Annotated in this window: 20 protein-coding genes; 1 reads left to right on the forward strand and 19 read right to left on the reverse strand. The window is 41.9% G+C overall.

Annotated features, from left to right (window positions below; translation table 11 throughout):
• Nucleotides 1-28: 28 nt before the first annotated feature.
• The 4 genes from serC to leuB form a co-directional block, all read right to left on the reverse strand.
• Nucleotides 29-1111, reverse strand: a complete 1083-nt coding sequence (gene serC, locus IJ535_RS03620) for a 3-phosphoserine/phosphohydroxythreonine transaminase (protein ID WP_294298978.1) — start codon at nt 1109-1111, stop codon at nt 29-31.
• A gap of 23 nt (nt 1112-1134) precedes the next feature.
• Complete coding sequence (gene ilvB, locus IJ535_RS03625; RefSeq protein ID WP_294298980.1) at nt 1135-2805, reverse strand: biosynthetic-type acetolactate synthase large subunit; 1671 nt, start codon at nt 2803-2805, stop codon at nt 1135-1137.
• Nucleotides 2806-3179: 374 nt separating this feature from the next.
• A complete protein-coding gene (ilvD, locus tag IJ535_RS03630) occupies nt 3180-4850 on the reverse strand; it encodes a dihydroxy-acid dehydratase (RefSeq protein ID WP_294298984.1) in 1671 nt (556 codons plus the stop codon).
• A 179-nt stretch (nt 4851-5029) separates the two neighbouring features.
• Complete coding sequence (leuB, locus tag IJ535_RS03635) at nt 5030-6121, reverse strand: 3-isopropylmalate dehydrogenase (RefSeq protein WP_294298987.1); 1092 nt, start codon at nt 6119-6121, stop codon at nt 5030-5032.
• 271 nt (nt 6122-6392) lie between these two features.
• Here leuB and IJ535_RS03640 point away from each other — a divergent pair, with 271 nt between their 5' ends.
• Nucleotides 6393-7217: a biotin--[acetyl-CoA-carboxylase] ligase gene (locus IJ535_RS03640; RefSeq protein WP_294298990.1), complete on the forward strand. Its 825-nt coding sequence runs from the start codon at nt 6393-6395 to the stop codon at nt 7215-7217.
• Here the strand turns inward: IJ535_RS03640 and IJ535_RS03645 are convergent, their stop codons facing one another.
• The 15 genes from IJ535_RS03645 to IJ535_RS03715 all read right to left on the reverse strand — a co-directional run bounded on the left by IJ535_RS03645 (nt 7218) and on the right by IJ535_RS03715 (nt 15063).
• Complete coding sequence (locus tag IJ535_RS03645; protein WP_294298992.1) at nt 7218-8795, reverse strand: helicase HerA-like domain-containing protein; 1578 nt, start codon at nt 8793-8795, stop codon at nt 7218-7220. It abuts the gene before it with no gap.
• 103 nt (nt 8796-8898) lie between these two features.
• Entirely contained in the window at nt 8899-9129 is a 231-nt protein-coding gene (locus IJ535_RS03650; RefSeq protein ID WP_294295749.1) for a GlsB/YeaQ/YmgE family stress response membrane protein, read from the reverse strand.
• Between the two features lie 124 nt (nt 9130-9253).
• Nucleotides 9254-9949: an MgtC/SapB family protein gene (locus tag IJ535_RS03655; protein ID WP_294295750.1), complete on the reverse strand. Its 696-nt coding sequence runs from the start codon at nt 9947-9949 to the stop codon at nt 9254-9256.
• A 17-nt stretch (nt 9950-9966) separates the two neighbouring features.
• Nucleotides 9967-10548, reverse strand: a complete 582-nt coding sequence (locus IJ535_RS03660; protein ID WP_294298994.1) for an ABC transporter ATP-binding protein — start codon at nt 10546-10548, stop codon at nt 9967-9969.
• A gap of 27 nt (nt 10549-10575) precedes the next feature.
• Nucleotides 10576-10917: a hydrogenase maturation nickel metallochaperone HypA/HybF gene (locus IJ535_RS03665; RefSeq protein WP_294298997.1), complete on the reverse strand. Its 342-nt coding sequence runs from the start codon at nt 10915-10917 to the stop codon at nt 10576-10578.
• A gap of 178 nt (nt 10918-11095) precedes the next feature.
• Nucleotides 11096-11281: a hypothetical protein gene (locus IJ535_RS03670; protein ID WP_294299000.1), complete on the reverse strand. Its 186-nt coding sequence runs from the start codon at nt 11279-11281 to the stop codon at nt 11096-11098.
• 31 nt (nt 11282-11312) lie between these two features.
• Nucleotides 11313-11510 carry a helix-turn-helix transcriptional regulator gene (locus IJ535_RS03675; RefSeq protein WP_294299003.1) on the reverse strand — a complete coding sequence of 66 codons (198 nt, stop codon included), beginning with the start codon at nt 11508-11510 and terminating at the stop codon, nt 11313-11315.
• A gap of 153 nt (nt 11511-11663) precedes the next feature.
• Complete coding sequence (locus IJ535_RS03680; RefSeq protein ID WP_294299006.1) at nt 11664-11795, reverse strand: hypothetical protein; 132 nt, start codon at nt 11793-11795, stop codon at nt 11664-11666.
• A 141-nt stretch (nt 11796-11936) separates the two neighbouring features.
• Nucleotides 11937-12653 carry a lysozyme gene (locus tag IJ535_RS03685; protein ID WP_294299008.1) on the reverse strand — a complete coding sequence of 239 codons (717 nt, stop codon included), beginning with the start codon at nt 12651-12653 and terminating at the stop codon, nt 11937-11939.
• Nucleotides 12619-13137, reverse strand: a complete 519-nt coding sequence (locus IJ535_RS03690) for a phage holin family protein (RefSeq protein WP_294299009.1) — start codon at nt 13135-13137, stop codon at nt 12619-12621. The genes IJ535_RS03685 and IJ535_RS03690 overlap by 35 nt, the downstream gene beginning before the upstream one ends.
• A complete protein-coding gene (locus tag IJ535_RS03695) occupies nt 13118-13282 on the reverse strand; it encodes a hypothetical protein (protein WP_294299012.1) in 165 nt (54 codons plus the stop codon). The genes IJ535_RS03690 and IJ535_RS03695 overlap by 20 nt, the downstream gene beginning before the upstream one ends.
• 25 nt (nt 13283-13307) lie before the next feature.
• Nucleotides 13308-13562: a hypothetical protein gene (locus IJ535_RS03700; protein WP_294299015.1), complete on the reverse strand. Its 255-nt coding sequence runs from the start codon at nt 13560-13562 to the stop codon at nt 13308-13310.
• A complete protein-coding gene (locus IJ535_RS03705; RefSeq protein ID WP_294299017.1) occupies nt 13559-13672 on the reverse strand; it encodes a CD1375 family protein in 114 nt (37 codons plus the stop codon). Before IJ535_RS03705 ends, IJ535_RS03700 begins: the two co-directional genes overlap by 4 nt.
• Before the next feature lie 4 nt (nt 13673-13676).
• Nucleotides 13677-13985: a hypothetical protein gene (locus IJ535_RS03710; RefSeq protein WP_294299019.1), complete on the reverse strand. Its 309-nt coding sequence runs from the start codon at nt 13983-13985 to the stop codon at nt 13677-13679.
• Nucleotides 13933-15063: an RNA-directed DNA polymerase gene (locus IJ535_RS03715; RefSeq protein WP_294299022.1), complete on the reverse strand. Its 1131-nt coding sequence runs from the start codon at nt 15061-15063 to the stop codon at nt 13933-13935. The genes IJ535_RS03710 and IJ535_RS03715 overlap by 53 nt, the downstream gene beginning before the upstream one ends.
• Between the last annotated feature and the right edge of the window lie 458 nt (nt 15064-15521).

Here is a 15521-nt window from a genome sequence, read left to right on the forward strand (position 1 = left end):
AGGCTCCTCATAGGTATTAAAAAACGTCTTACGCGTTTTCCCCCTCGAACTTACGCATAAATTCAACAAGCTTCTCTACACCTTCGATTGGCATAGCGTTGTAGATAGAAGCACGCATGCCACCAACAGTTCTGTGACCCTTAAGGTTTACAAAGCCTGCAGCTGTTGCTTCCTTTACAAACTTAGCATCAAGCTCTTCATTACCTGTAACAAAAGGTACGTTCATAAGTGAACGATCTTCCTTTCTAACAGTGCCCTTGAAAAGCTTTGAAGAATCAAGATAATCATATAAAATCTTAGCCTTCTTCTCATTAAGCTCCTTCATTGCGCTAAGACCGCCGTTTTTGAGAAGCCACTTGAATACCTTGCCACAGATATAAATATCATAGCATGGTGGAGTGTTATACAAGCTGTCATTGTCTGCCTGTGTCTTATACTTAAGCATTGTTGGTGTTCCTTGAAGAACATCATCTCTGATTAAATCTTCACGAATAATTACAATAACCATACCAGCTGGACCCACGTTCTTCTGAACACCGCCATAGATGATACCATACTTTGTAACATCCACTGGCTCTGATAAGAAGCATGAGCTAACATCTGCTACCAAATCCTTACCCTTTGTATTAGGAAGAGTCTTAAATTTTGTACCATAGATTGTGTTATTTTCGCAGATATAAACATAATCCATATCATCAGTGATAGGTAAATCCGAGCAATCTGGAATATAGCTGAATGTCTCATCAGCTGATGAAGCAAGCTCTACAGCCTCGCCATACATTTTTGCTTCCTGATATGCCTTCTTAGCCCACTGTCCTGTGATGATATAACCAGCCTTCTTATTCTTCATAAGATTCATAGGTATTGCTGCAAACTGCTGGCTTGCACCACCCTGAAGGAAAAGCACCTTATAATTATCAGGGATGTTCATAAGCTTACGGATATCAGCCTCAGCGTCCTTGATGATTTCATCAAAAACCTTGCTTCTGTGGCTCATTTCCATAACCGACATTCCACAGCCCTTATAATCAAGCATTTCATCTGCCGCTTCCTTCAATACCTCTTCTGGTAAAACTGCTGGTCCTGCACTAAAATTGTAAACTCTACTCATTACGCTCTCTCCTTTATTTAGAATTAGTCTTCCTTAAAGAACTCATTAATAGGTGCTCCCGGTGCTACCATTGGCCATACCTTATCATCCGAATCAATGATACAGTCAATAAGCACTGGCTTCTCGGAGACTAGTGCCTCCTTGAGTGCCGATTTGAATTCTTCCTGGGAAGTAACTCTGATTCCTGTTGCCCCCATGGCTTCTGCAAGCTTTACATAATCTACGCCGTCATCTAAAACTGTTGCAGAATAGCGTTTTTCATAAAAGATGGTCTGCCACTGACGAACCATTCCAAGCACATGATTGTTAATAACAATCTCTATGATTGGAAGCTTCTCTCTAGAAGCTGTTGCCATCTCATTCATATTCATTCTAAAGCAGCCGTCTCCAGCAATATTAATTACTCTCTTGCCAGGATTTCCTGTTGCCGCACCAATAGCAGCTCCAAGACCGTAGCCCATTGTTCCAAGTCCGCCTGATGTAAGAAGCTGACGTGGCTTTTTATATTTATAAAACTGAGCTGCCCACATCTGATGCTGCCCAACTTCTGTAGTAATGATAGCCTCGCCCTTAGTCTGACGATATGTTTCAGCCACAACAAACTGTCCTGACAGTCCCTCTGATGGAATCTTAAGTGGATTCTTGTCAGAAAGCTCTTTAACCTGAGCCACCCATTTTTCGTGGTTCTGCTGTTCCAATATCTTATTTAATCTAGACAAAGTCTCTTTAACATCACCTATGATTGCATGATCAGTAATGATGTTTTTGTTGATTTCTGCTGGGTCTACATCAAACTGTAGCACCTTTGCATTCTTAGCAAATTTATCTGGATTGCCAAGAACTCTATCTGAAAATCTAGTTCCGATTGCAATAAGCAAATCACACTCTGAAACACTAAGATTAGAAGCCTTACAGCCATGCATTCCAAGCATTCCAGTATATCTTTCATCTGTTCCACTAAATGCACCCTTACCCATAAGAGTATCGCAAACTGGAGCATCTACAAGGTCAACAAATTTCTTTAACTCCTTAGCCGCACCTGAAAGCACAACTCCACCACCGACAAAAATCACTGGCTTCTTAGACTTTTTAATAAGGCTTACTGCACCCTCCAAAGCTTCTGGAGTAATATTCTTCTTAACCCTACCTACAGGAATAGGCTTCATAGGCATATATTCGCATTTATTATTAGGAGCTGTAACATCCTTTGGCACATCGATAAGTACAGGACCTGGGCGACCGCTCTTTGCAATAACGAAGGCACGTCTGATTGTCTCTGCCAAATCCCTTACATCCTTCACAATGAAATTATGCTTTGTGATAGGCATTGTAATACCTGCAATATCAATTTCCTGGAATGAATCCTTACCAAGAAGTGGAAGCGCAACATTACATGTAATGGCAATAATTGGCACTGAATCCATGTGTGCTGTTGCTATACCTGTAACAAGATTTGTAGCCCCAGGACCACTGGTAGCTAAGCACACGCCAACCTTACCTGTAGACCTTGCATAGCCATCAGCTGCATGGGCTGCGCCCTGCTCATGGCTTGTAAGCACATGATGAATCTCATCCTTATGCTTATAAAGCTCATCATACAAATTAAGAATAGCGCCTCCCGGATACCCAAACACAGTATCCACGCCCTGCTCCTTCAAACATTCTATAGTTATCTCTGAACCATTTAATAACATATCTTTACCTTTCTCGACGTATATATATCTACGCGGCTTAGTAGTTTTTCATGCTCCCGCAGGGCACCCCTCATACTGCGCTAGGCAACCTCCCGCTACGCTTGCGCTTCGCGGTTCCTTCCTAGCTTGCATGATACTTTCTCTGTTCCACTCCGGTCGGTGCTAAGCAAAGGTCCACTGGACCTTTAGCACCCCTGCTCGCGCTTGCCTAGGTTGTGTAGCCGCTTATTAGATGAGCTGGTAGTTAACAAGAACTGCTTTAACTGTAGCTAACAAGCTATTATGTTTCTAAAGCGAAGCATTTTAGCGAGCGTAGAAATATAATGCTTGTGAGCGTAACAGTTGAAGCAGGGCTTGTTAACGTAACCAGCGGTTTAAATCTCTGGGGTACGCAGAATTGCGCCGCGGTTGCCGCTAGTAACCTGCGCTGCGTATCTTCTTAGATAACCTGTTGTAACCTTTGGCTCGCGAGGCTGCCACTTAGCCTTACGTGCAGCAAGCTCCTCATCCGAAACTTTTAGTGTCATGGTGTAATTTGGTATATCGATGGAGATTATATCTCCTTCTTCAACAAGTGCAATAGGTCCGCCTACGGCAGCTTCTGGGGAAACATGTCCGATGGAAGCTCCACGACTGGCACCTGAGAATCGACCGTCAGTAATGAGGGCAACTGATGAGCCAAGTCCCATACCTGCAATGGCAGATGTAGGATTGAGCATCTCTCTCATACCAGGACCACCCTTTGGACCTTCGTAGCGGATAACCACTACATCGCCTTCTACTATCTTGCCACCCTTGATGGCTGCGATAGCATCTTCCTCTGAGTCAAATACTCTGGCTGGACCTTCGTGTACAAGCATCTCTGGCACAACTGCGCTTCGCTTTACTACGGAGCCATCTGGTGCAAGATTTCCCTTAAGGACTGCAAGTCCACCAGTCTTTGTATATGGATTGTCCACAGGTCTGATAACCTCTGGATTTCTATTTACTGCATTTTTAATATTTTCTCCAACAGTCTTTCCTGTAACTGTCATGCAGTCTGTGTTAAGTAATCCGATGTCTGCAAGCTCCTTCATAACAGCCCATACACCGCCTGCCTCGTTAAGGTCTTCCATGTATGTTGGACCTGCTGGTGCAAGATGACATAGGTTTGGAGTCTTTTCAGAAATAGGATTTGCAAATTCAATATCGAAATCAAATCCGATTTCGTGAGCGATAGCTGGCAAATGAAGCATTGAGTTTGTTGAGCAACCAAGTGCCATATCAACTGTAAGAGCATTAAGGATTGCATCCTTTGTCATAATCTGACGAGCTGTAATACCCTTGTTATACATATCCATAACAGCCATACCTGCATGCTTAGCAAGACGAATTCGCTCTGAATAAACAGCAGGGATTGTGCCGTTTCCTCTAAGTCCCATTCCAAGTGCCTCTGTAAGGCAGTTCATGGAATTGGCTGTATACATACCTGAACAGCTACCACAGGTTGGACAAACATTTTCTACAAAATTTTCTACCTCATCCTCTGTCATATTGCCAGCCGCATGTGCACCAACTGCCTCAAACATAGATGAAAGGGAACGCTTCTGACCACCTACATGACCTGCAAGCATTGGACCACCTGATACGAAAACTGTAGGAAGATCAAGGCGGGCTGCTGCCATAAGAAGACCTGGTACATTCTTATCACAGTTTGGCACCATTACAAGTGCATCAAACTGATGTGCAAGTGCCATACACTCTGTAGAATCTGCAATAAGGTCACGTGTTACAAGGGAATATTTCATTCCGATGTGTCCCATGGCAATACCATCACATACAGCAATAGCCGGGAACACTACTGGAACTCCACCAGCTTCGGCAACGCCAAGCTTTACAGCATCTACAATCTTATCAATATTCATATGGCCTGGTACGATTTCGTTGTAGGACGATACGATACCAACCATTGGCTTTTTCATTTCCTCTGGGGTAAAGCCCAGTGCATTAAATAAGGAACGTGCTGGTGCCTGTTGCATGCCAGCTCTTGCATTATCACTTCTCATATTTGACTCCTTTCAAAGCCTTCCCCCTCTGGGGGAAGGTGGATGCGAAGCAGACGGATGAGGGTCGCATTTACATCCCCCCTCATCAGTCACCTGCGGTGACAGCTTTTCTCGCCTCCGGCTCGGTCGGTGCTAAACAGACTCCACTGGAGTCTAGCACCCCCCAAGGGGGAAGCCTTTTATAGTCGTTCTACAATCAAGTTGCCCATCTCCACGGTGCCGACCTGCTTTACGGCGCTGCCGTCTCGGGGCATGATGTCGATGGTACGGTAGCCGTCCTTTAGTACCTTCTTTACTGCCGCTTCGATGGCATCTGCTTCAGCATCTAAATCGAAGCTGTAGCGAAGCATCATTGCTGCAGAAAGAATTGTAGCTATAGGATTTGCTATGCCCTTTCCTGCAATATCAGGCGCGCTACCGCCTGATGGTTCATATAGTCCGAACTTTGTATCATTAAGCGAAGCTGATGATAGCATTCCAATGGAACCGGTAACCATAGATGCTTCATCAGATAAAATATCTCCGAACATATTCTCAGTAAGAATTACATCGAACTGTCCAGGGTCTTTCACAAGCTGCATTGCGCAGTTATCTACAAGCATGTGCTCATAAGTAACTTCTGGATAATCAGCTGCCACTTCCTCAACAATCTTTCTCCAAAGTCTTGAGCTATCAAGTACGTTAGCCTTATCAACAGATGTAACCTTCTTGCGACGCTTCATTGCAATATCAAAACCACGCTTTGCAATGCGTCTGATTTCTGTCTCGGAATATGTAAGAGAATCTCTGGCAACAAGCTGTCCATTCTCTTCCTTAGTAGAGCGCTCTCCGAAATATAGTCCTCCAGTAAGCTCACGCATAATCATCATATCGAAGCCTTCGCCAATAATATCATCCCTCAGAGGACAAGCTTCCTTTAATTCTTCATATAAATATGCTGGTCTGAGATTTGCGAAAAGATTAAGACTCTTTCTAAGCTTAAGTAATCCGGCCTCTGGACGCTTATCAGCAGGTAGCTTGTACCAAGGACTGGTAGATGTGTTGCCACCGATTGAACCCATCAGCACTGCATCTGAAGCCTTTGCTGCTTCAATTGCCTCATCTGTAAGAGGCTCTCCTGTTGCATCGATTGAACAGCCTCCCATAAGAATCTCATTATAATTAAACTGATGACCGAACTTAGCACCAACGGCATCTAATACCTTTACTGCCTCTTTAACGATTTCCGGTCCAATTCCGTCTCCTTTGATTACACCAATGTTGTAAGTCATGATTATTCCTTCCCTTATATATAAAAACCATTTTTAATAGTTTATCGCAGTAAAGTGTGAAATTCAAGAAGTTGCGACCCATTTTAATAACTTTGACAAAATAGCATAAATACTTCTAATATATATATGGAGAGTTTAGTAAACTTTACTACTTTAAAGTGTGAAAATAAAGTTACTATTCGTAGATAATGAATGTAGTTTTAGTTACTGCGAATAGTAACATCGCAGCATATAACAACATCACTTACCATAAATACTTAGGAGTCCTCCCATGAGTTCAAAAGACAAGGTTTTAGAATTACTAGAAAAAAATAAAAATACTTATATCTCTGGTGAAGCCATTGCTTCTTCCCTTGGCATATCCAGAAACGCTATTTGGAAAGCTATAAACGAGCTAAGAAAACAAGGCTATGTAATTGAAGCTGTAAACAAAAAGGGGTATCGCCTAGGTGAAAGCAACGACATCATCTCTGCCCAGGGAATTCTTTCTAACATGGATAGAAATATTGATACAGCTCTTATCCACATTTTTGATACCTTGGATTCCACCAACAAAACCGCCAAAGAAATGGCTATGGAAGGGATTTGTCATGGTTCTCTTATAATTGCACGTAGTCAGACTATAGGCAAAGGTAGAGGTACCCACAGCTTCTATTCTCCTGAGGGTGGCATTTACATGAGTGTTATCCTCTCCCCGGAAATGCTTCCTACATTAGAGCCAGATGTTATCACAGCCTACACTGGCATTACTGTTTCAGATTCAATAGAAAGCTTAACCGGTCTTTCTCCAAAAATAAAACCCATCAACGATTTATTCATTGATGGGTGTAAGGTTTGCGGGATTCTAACTGAATCTGGAATCGAATTTGATTCTGGAATGGTTCAGTGGATTGTTGTTGGAATCGGCATTAATTTCGACTCTGATATAAGCCAATTTCCTGAAGACTTACAATCAATCGTCGGTTCACTTTTCAAAAATGGCCAAGCTCCAATCTCTAAGAACCAGCTGATTGCAGAAATCTACAGCCATCTTTTAGACTGGAGCCAGATTAATAAGGAACAAATCCTTAAAAAGTTTAACGAAAGATTAATCTAATTATTTAATCAATGTGTTAAGCAAGCCTCTAAATAGCTGAGCCCCTGTGTTACCGCCAAGTGTTTGACCGAACTTGCCCCCAATCTGCTTGCCAAGCTTCTTTCCCACTTCACGTCCCAGGGTGCCTGCCACAGTGGTTCCAACAGATTTGGCCGCTCTCTTTTTGCGATTTGCTTCCTTTTCAGCTTCTCTGGCGGCTGCCTTTTCAGCTGCCGCCTGCTCCTTTGCAGCTACTTTTGCAGCCTCAGCTTCTGCCGCAGCCTTCGCCTCTGCCTCAGCTTTTTCAATTCCCATTCTCTGCAACAACTCATAAGCCGACTCGGCATCATAACCATTAGCATATTTGGAATAAAGAATACTTGCCTTTATTGCATTATCTCTTTCTGAATCTGATATTCCGCCCATCTGAGACTGAGGTGGCAGTATAGCTGCCTGCTCCACAATAGATGGTGTTCCATCCTCCTGAAGGACAGATATTACTGCCTCTCCTGTACCAAGAGCTTCTATCACATCAACTGTCTTAAATGCAGGATTCTCCCGGAACGAATCTGCCGCAGCCTTAATAGCTTTCTGGTCAGATGGTGTGTATGCTCTAAGAGCGTGCTGAATCTTATTTCCAAGCTGCGCCAATACCCCATCTGGAATATCTCTAGGATTTTGGGTGATGAAATAAACACCAATTCCTTTAGAGCGAATCAGCTTAACAACCTGTTCTATCTTTTCAATCAAATGCTTTGGTGTATCCTTGAACAAAAGATGAGCCTCATCAAAGAAGAAGACCATCTTTGGCTTATCCAAATCACCTACCTCTGGCATAGTCTCAAACAATTCCGAAAGCATCCAAAGAAGGAATGTAGAATAAAGGGTGCCATTGTTAATAAGGCTTCTGCTATCAAGAATGTGAATCATTCCACGTCCCTGCTCACCTACTGTCAAAAAGTCTCGTATATCTATTGCAGGCTCTCCAAAAAACTGCTCTCCTCCAGCCATCTCCAATGCCACAACAGCTCTTTGAATAACGCCTATACTTTGCTTGTTAAGTGTTCCATACTCATCCTCAAATTCCTTATTATTATCAGCCACATAATTAAGCATGGACTTTAAATCCTTAGTATCAATTAAGGCAAGATTATTTTCATCGGCAATTTTAAAAACTATGGAAAGAATGCTGCTTTGATTTTCGTTTAAATCAAGAATTCTAGATAAAAGCAGTGGTCCCATCTCTGTAATAGTGGTACGGACCTGAATACCATTCTTACCAAAAACATCCCAAAAAGTAACTGGATAATTATGATAAGAAAAGCCCTGGGAATCTAATCCAAACTTCGTTATACGAGCCTGCATATCCTCGCTATCCTTGCCAGGATTTATCATGCCTGCAATATCGCCCTTTACATCAGCAAGAAAAACTGGAACTCCCATATCAGAAAAGGATTCTGCCATCACCTTAAGTGTGATAGTCTTTCCTGTTCCCGTTGCACCAGCAATAAGGCCATGTCTGTTAGCCATCTTAGGAAGAATAAAAATCTGCTCCCCTGATTTTGTATTTGCAATCCAAACCTTACCATCTCTAATCATAATCACCCTCCAAAATTTTCCATAATTAACTCTCACTTTTATTAGTATAACAAAAAAGTCTGACGAATCCTACAATTCGTCAGACTTTAAATAGGGTTTATTCCTAAAATCTTTTTGCAATAAATATCAAAAGACAAGCGCCAATGATAGCTACCAGTATATTTCCAAGGAAACCATAAGCGTAAATGCCAAGGAGTCTTAGGATAAATCCACCCACTGCGCCGCCTGCCAAACCAAGCAACACATTGATAAGTACATTGTGGTTGGATCTCATGATTATACCAGCTAGCCAACCAGCAATTCCGCCAGTAATAATACTTACTAAAATATTCATAGAATTCCCTCCATTATAATGTTGATAGTTGCAATAGAAACTATTCAGCTTCTAAAAACAATATAATGTGAGGAAGTAAAAATCCTTAATTCAAAAAATTAGTTTCTAGTAAAAAATAAATATCCTAGACCTCTTCAACATAACTTACAAAATCTAAATTATTAAGAGCATCCAGCAGTTCCTGATGAGAATGCTTGCTGCCGAAATCAAGCTCTATCATAAGGGCTGTGTCAGAACCAGAAAGTGTCTTATCCTTAGTCTTGTTCATACTGCTTATGCTGTAGCCCATCTCGGAAAATTTCTTTCTAAGCTTTTTGACACCATTGGTTTCCTCAACCTCGATATAGATGCTGACGTAACGGCTGTTCTCTTCAATCTGCTGGCTTACGTGAACAAGGACAACATTTGCAATCATTACAAGAGCAAAGCATACAAATCCCACAAACACATAGCCTGCACCAAAAGCCATTCCCATACATGATGCCACCCAAAGAGATGCTGCAGTAGTGAGCCCTTTTATCTGGTTTCGTCCTGTTACGATAATAGTACCTGCGCCAAGGAAGCCAATACCGCTTACAACTCCAGCAGGAATACGGCTAACATCTGCTTCCATGTTAGGAAGTATTGCAAGATATAAGTTAAGAACCGTGGCAACTGCTGAGCCTAAACTAACCAAGGCAAATGTACGGATACCTGCGCTGTGCCGTCTAACTACACGCTCCCATCCTATCAAACTGCCACATAAGGTGGCTAGAACAAGACGTATGGCAACTGCCCCATCGTTCATTCCCTGCAAATAATCTATTATCGTATTTACCATAAACACCCCCCGTAGCATTATGACAATCTTATCTTTTTAGCGAAATCCAATCCGTCCTCTGTTCTTTGAGCTATCAGAAGAGGTCTGTTGCCTTTTACCTGCATAATGTAATCCAGGCATTTTGCTCTAAGCTCTTCATCCATTCCTTCAAATGGCTCGTCTAAAACTATGAAATCAGCAGGAACAAAGAATGCTCTTGTAAGCTCCACCAATCGGCGTTCAACTGGTGTTAGCTCGCTAACAGGAAGCTCCAATTTATCTGCATCAAGAAACCTTAAAAGTTCCTCTGCTGCCCTACCTTTACTAGCCCATCTGTGAGCCTTTTTTACATTCCAGGTAGCGCTTTTCTTAAGATTAAGCTGTCCATTCTGGGAAACGTAGGCGCTGTGAAGTGTAGGATATTTGTAATCTCCCATTCTAGCTACGCTTCCCTCATCAGGCTGCTCTAGCCCCATGAATATCTTAAGAGCTGTAGTCTTTCCTGAACCTGCTTCTCCTACAAAAGCATAGCATCTGCCATCCTCTATCTCCACCTTTAGATTATCAAGTACCTTTTTGCCATTATATGATTTGCTTATATTATCTAGTATGATTGTCATTTGTAAAAACCTTCTGTATCAGAATAATTATTTAACTTCGATGTTTTCCACAATAAAATCTGTGCACCGGTTAAGCTTTAGATTATCGCTGCCACATTTAGGGCAGCTTCCTGCAAATTCATGACGTGTAAATACTGCCCCGCAATCCTTACAGATTACTGTAGATTCCTTTACCTTGGCATCCACCTTTACACCTTCAAGAGGTGTGCCCTCGCTCATTACCTGCAGGTATTCCTCAATAATCTCTGGTACATAATCACACTGGTCACCGATAAGCAGATGAATCTTTTCTACCTTTTCTACTTTATTGGCATCAGCCTGCTTTTTTACCAAATTAAATACATATTCTGTTACTGCTAATTCGTGCATATCTTCCTCGTTGCTAGTTATTTAATATCGCATTAGTCATCCCCGTTATAGACACATGCAATTTTCTTTTGTATTTTATGAACATTGTTATATCATATCTGTCCACAAAATAAAAGGCGGCGCCACCTAGAGTCTATCTAAGTGACGCCGTTTTTTATTCTTGTTCAAGAAAAGCCTCTCAGTCTTGAACTTCCTCAATTGTCCATGGAACAGCCATTCCATCCGCTTCTTTTTTCAGATATTCTTCCACATCGTCAATATCCTTGATTGTATCGTCCTCTATATTGAAGAACTCTTTTACTTGCTCGAATGTGTATTGCTGGTAGTTTCTTTCGTCTTTGTCGTAAATGTAGTATTTTTTCATTTTTCCCTCTCCTTTAAATATTTGTTATTTCTTATTGCAATTCGAGTATTTCGTCAGCAGAAGCATTAAGCACTTTGCATATTTTTGCAAAGGTCAGAGTGTTGGGAGTTAGCTCGTTCTTTTCCCATCGGCTTATATCTTTTTGATATACGTCAAGAGCTTCTGCTAATTGCTTTTGTGTCAGTCCGGCATCGTTTCTTGCCTTTTTTAGATTAGCCCCTAAGTCCATGCTTTAATCCTCTCTTTTGTTGTGCTTTCTGTGAAGATATATTGTAACTCCACATCCTACCATAACGGCTACAATTATCGCTATTCTCATATTGATTTAACAATGGCTTGTTGCTATAATCAAGGAAAGCGTTGGGGCTTTCGCCCCTTTGCTTTACCACTTTAGGAGTTTTATTATCAGCGAGGTTGCAATTCCTGATAAGACTCCTGCGATAGTTCCTATTGTAATCTCTTCGAGGTTCTTTAGGAACTTCTTTTTGTTTTTGTTCTTCTTTTTCTTAGCCATTGTCTTTACCTCCTTTCTGATTATATAATATACCTTTTTCGGTATATTGTCAACAGTTTTTCAATAATTTTCTTAATTTTTTTAAAAAAATAAGCCCAGCAACCTAAGATATCCTAAGTCACTGAGCCTATATAGGGAGGATTACACCGCTGTTCGCTTCTCCGCATGTCCATATGTGCAATAATGCTTGTAATACTCAGGCAGATTGTTTCCGAATGCCTTCTGCAAATCCGCGTATCTTGCCTTGTAGGTTACAACGTTGAATGTATCAATCGCCTGTCTGCCTTCCTTCATTCCGTAAGCTTTGAAATGTTCAAAGAGCTGTGCTGCATTCGTTCCATAGGTCGCTTTAAGGTCTGCGTATCTGTTGGCGTAATATGTGGCGTTAAACACTAAACTCATGTCTACGCCTTCATATATGTAGCTTGCTTTGACAGCTGTATTAAAGAGCTTCTTTTCAGCAGCTCTTCTCTTAGTCAATCCAGCAAGTACTTTTCCTTTTTGGGTGTTGTAGCTTCCAAACTTCGCAGATATCTGAGCGATAGTTCTTGTGCCATTTGCTGTGAGTCCATCAATCGAGCCTACGTTGTATGCGAAGCTCACCAGTGCATCGTACTGATTCTGATTGAAATTGTATTTAGCCTGGTACTTGTTGACCTTGGCTTCGAACTTTGCCAAATCGTTGATGAAGTATGCGTCAGCCTGTGCTTGAGTTATCTTCATTCCCTTCTTTACATCTGATCCGTAATGCCCCCAGCCGATTGTGTAATACTTTTCTGATGAGGTTGCCTTGTACGCTGTCAGTTTGCAGTTCTCGTACGATTTAATCAGGTTGTGACCTGCCGTTGATGTTTTCATTGTCTTCATCCTCCTTCTTATCTGCTCCTGCTTTCTCGTTTAATATTGCAATAGCCTTTTGGACTGCTGGTGGGAGTGGTATTCCCATCAATCCAACATTTTCTGTTATGGATATGATTTCATTGAGAGCAAAACCAATTATACAAAGGTCTCTCAGATATTTAATGCCTAATAGAATATCTAGTCTAAACATAGCTGCCACAATCATCCATTCGACGAATTTCTTGCATAATCCTTTGAAACCGATGTTGCTCGACAGTCCTCCGCTTTCAGTCTTCTTCGACTGCTTGAATACTGCAGCAACAATCCATCCTGTCACATAATCAATTACCATCAAAACCATTAATGTCTGCATGCCCTCTGTCCATCCTCCGAATAGGTATGTGATGATACTGCCAAGTGCGCCTGCTGCGGCGCATAGATTAATCTTAGGTGTGTTTAGTGCTGCCACCCACAGCTTGAGATTAGCTATTAATGTTCTCATAAACATTGTCCTCCTCCATAATTTCTTTCAGAAGGATTTCTTCGCGTTCTATGCATTTGAACTGAGCCAGCTCTTTTGTCAGCTCCTCGCATAACGCGCAGAGCCTTCCAATGATTTCACTTTGTGCTAGTAATATTTTTTCCAATTGTGCCTCCACTTAAAAAGGAGCATCATTTAGATGCTCCAATTGAGGATGTATCAAAAACACTTAACTTTGGTTTGATAAGTGCTCCTGACTTAAGTAATTCAATCAACGCAAGGTTCTGTTCTGCTCTGCCAGTGTAGTCTGGTATTGCATTTGCTTTTGCAACTTTTATCTTCCCCTTAGCGTTCAATGTTTTTTCGCCTAACTCTTTCAATGCATTGTTTAGGCTTCCGCTCTTGCCTGAATACTTAGGATAGTATTCAGGTTCTTGACGTTTCATAGAAACTTCTGTCTCTCGATTTCCTCAAGGACAGCCTCTCTGAACTTCTCAGGCACTTCATCAATGGTTCTGCTACCTAAGATAACTAATCTTGCATATAATTTAACCATTCTTTCAACCTCCAATCGTTGCGATCATCTCGTACATTTCGGCCAAAGCTTCCATGATTGCTTCGTTGTTTGCAACCTGTGCTTTGAATGCTTCGGACTCAAGCTGTTCCATCTCTGAAATGTATTGCTCGTACTCATCAACTGTCAGCTGCGCCTCTTGGTATGTGTAGCCTTCAATGTTGCCACTTTCCATCTCTATGGTAGTTGGCTTGATGTCTCGTCTTAGATACACTGTATCCTGGCTTGATGTCACATCTACTTCAAGCGGAACTTCTGTCTGTGTACCTGTCACGGTTCTCCATGTAATTTTCACGCCTAATCGCCTCCTTCTTTCTTCTAACAGATATGAATTTTTTCAGCTTTCCTATATTCACAACCGGTCTGATGTATTCTTTGTAGACCATATATGAATCGGTGTTCTTGATGTATCCCATGTAGCTAACCATGCCGCACGCTCCTTGGATGGTCACGTTCTTGGCCACTCTCCTTACTTTCCTTGTGATTCGATAGTAAATAGAACGTCTTAAGATGGTTCTGTTTCTCTTGAACCTAAAACCCATGAAATCAAGGTCTCTTCCGTGGAGCTTTCCATCCTTACGCGATACATATTCGAAGCGGTATACTTGCCAGTTCTCTTTGACTCTCAAATGGAACCTTTCTCTCAAGTATCTTTCTATCTCCTTGTGTATCCTGTGGAGCTCTTTCTTATTAGGTCCAAAGATTACTATGTCATCCATGTATCTAACATAGTATTTAGCCTTAAGCTCCTCCTTAACGTAGTGGTCTAGCTCGGTCAACATGAAGTTCGCAAACCATTGTGATGTGTAGTTACCAAGCGGTAGACCTCTTTCACATCCGTCAATGATTTCAAATAGTAGATTGAGCATCTTCCAATCTCTAATCTTTCTCTGGAGCATGCCTTTTAGGATATCCTTATCTACACTTTCATAGAAATGTTTGATATCCATCTTGAAGATATATTTTGTATTTTTAGCATCAGAACGAATCCATTTTTCAATTCTCTTTCTGCCGTAATGTGAGCCTCGTCCTGGAATAGATCCGCAGCTCATCTCATACATAGGCTTCATCAGAATGGGTTCCAACACTTGTATCACCGCGTGGTGTATTATCTGGTCGTATTTGAAATGAGGCTTTCTGATTCGCCTTACTTTCAAGTGCGTCCCTTCGTTGATTACACATACTCTGTCGATATGCGCTGAATATTCTTCATTTATCAACATCTTTTGAACTCTTTCAACATGATAGTCCATGTTGTTGAGCACTCTTTTCACATCTCTTCGCTCCCGTTTGCGTTTTGCTGCCTCTTCTATCGCTTGCCTTATATTATCCTCTGCAACCACTTGCTCGAATAAATGCTTATATGTTTTCATGACTTATTCACCTAGAAGGCGTTCATTATGTCCGTATTACTAGCCCTCTCCTTCATCGGCTGAATTTCCACTCGGCAATAGCCTAGCCGTATTGCAACGGCCTGCGGTGTAAATGACCTTGAGATGCATTGGTTATTATTCCAAAAGCAGAAAGTAAAGGCCAGCCCGTAGTTCCAATTCGAGTTCGACAGCGCATTGTTCAGATTCACAGCACAGCCACAAAGAAGACCATTGTTGCCATTGCCACCGAAGCGCGCAAAGCACGATGGGACACGGTCAGTCGCATCTCAAAGCCCCTAGTATATTTAATTATGGAGATACGCGGGGGAGAAATCCCCCGGTCCCCCTTTAGCGTTGCTATGCAACGGAAGGTTGGTCGCAAGTCAAGGCGAGCCCGAAGGTCCAAGCCGAGAAAGACAGCGCAGCGTTCAGAGGCACAGCACAGCCACAAAGAAGAC

The organism is Pseudobutyrivibrio sp. (assembly GCF_017471675.1).
GTDB lineage: Bacteria > Bacillota > Clostridia > Lachnospirales > Lachnospiraceae > Pseudobutyrivibrio.

Bases quoted from the DNA above. Each gene is read 5' to 3' on its own strand.
- serC (WP_294298978.1), bottom strand. From the start codon at position 1,111: ATGAGTAGAGTTTACAATTTTAGTGCAGGACCAGCAGTTTTACCAGAA.
- ilvB (WP_294298980.1), bottom strand. From the start codon at position 2,805: ATGTTATTAAATGGTTCAGAGATAACTATAGAATGTTTGAAGGAGCAG.
- ilvD (WP_294298984.1), bottom strand. From the start codon at position 4,850: ATGAGAAGTGATAATGCAAGAGCTGGCATGCAACAGGCACCAGCACGT.
- leuB (WP_294298987.1), bottom strand. From the start codon at position 6,121: ATGACTTACAACATTGGTGTAATCAAAGGAGACGGAATTGGACCGGAA.
- IJ535_RS03640 (WP_294298990.1), top strand. From the start codon at position 6,393: ATGAGTTCAAAAGACAAGGTTTTAGAATTACTAGAAAAAAATAAAAAT.
- IJ535_RS03645 (WP_294298992.1), bottom strand. From the start codon at position 8,795: ATGATTAGAGATGGTAAGGTTTGGATTGCAAATACAAAATCAGGGGAG.
- IJ535_RS03650 (WP_294295749.1), bottom strand. From the start codon at position 9,129: ATGAATATTTTAGTAAGTATTATTACTGGCGGAATTGCTGGTTGGCTA.
- IJ535_RS03655 (WP_294295750.1), bottom strand. From the start codon at position 9,949: ATGGTAAATACGATAATAGATTATTTGCAGGGAATGAACGATGGGGCA.
- IJ535_RS03660 (WP_294298994.1), bottom strand. From the start codon at position 10,548: ATGACAATCATACTAGATAATATAAGCAAATCATATAATGGCAAAAAG.
- IJ535_RS03665 (WP_294298997.1), bottom strand. From the start codon at position 10,917: ATGCACGAATTAGCAGTAACAGAATATGTATTTAATTTGGTAAAAAAG.
- IJ535_RS03670 (WP_294299000.1), bottom strand. From the start codon at position 11,281: ATGAAAAAATACTACATTTACGACAAAGACGAAAGAAACTACCAGCAA.
- IJ535_RS03675 (WP_294299003.1), bottom strand. From the start codon at position 11,510: ATGGACTTAGGGGCTAATCTAAAAAAGGCAAGAAACGATGCCGGACTG.
- IJ535_RS03680 (WP_294299006.1), bottom strand. From the start codon at position 11,795: ATGGCTAAGAAAAAGAAGAACAAAAACAAAAAGAAGTTCCTAAAGAAC.
- IJ535_RS03685 (WP_294299008.1), bottom strand. From the start codon at position 12,653: ATGAAAACATCAACGGCAGGTCACAACCTGATTAAATCGTACGAGAAC.
- IJ535_RS03690 (WP_294299009.1), bottom strand. From the start codon at position 13,137: ATGAGAACATTAATAGCTAATCTCAAGCTGTGGGTGGCAGCACTAAAC.
- IJ535_RS03700 (WP_294299015.1), bottom strand. From the start codon at position 13,562: ATGAAACGTCAAGAACCTGAATACTATCCTAAGTATTCAGGCAAGAGC.
- IJ535_RS03705 (WP_294299017.1), bottom strand. From the start codon at position 13,672: ATGGTTAAATTATATGCAAGATTAGTTATCTTAGGTAGCAGAACCATT.
- IJ535_RS03715 (WP_294299022.1), bottom strand. From the start codon at position 15,063: ATGAAAACATATAAGCATTTATTCGAGCAAGTGGTTGCAGAGGATAAT.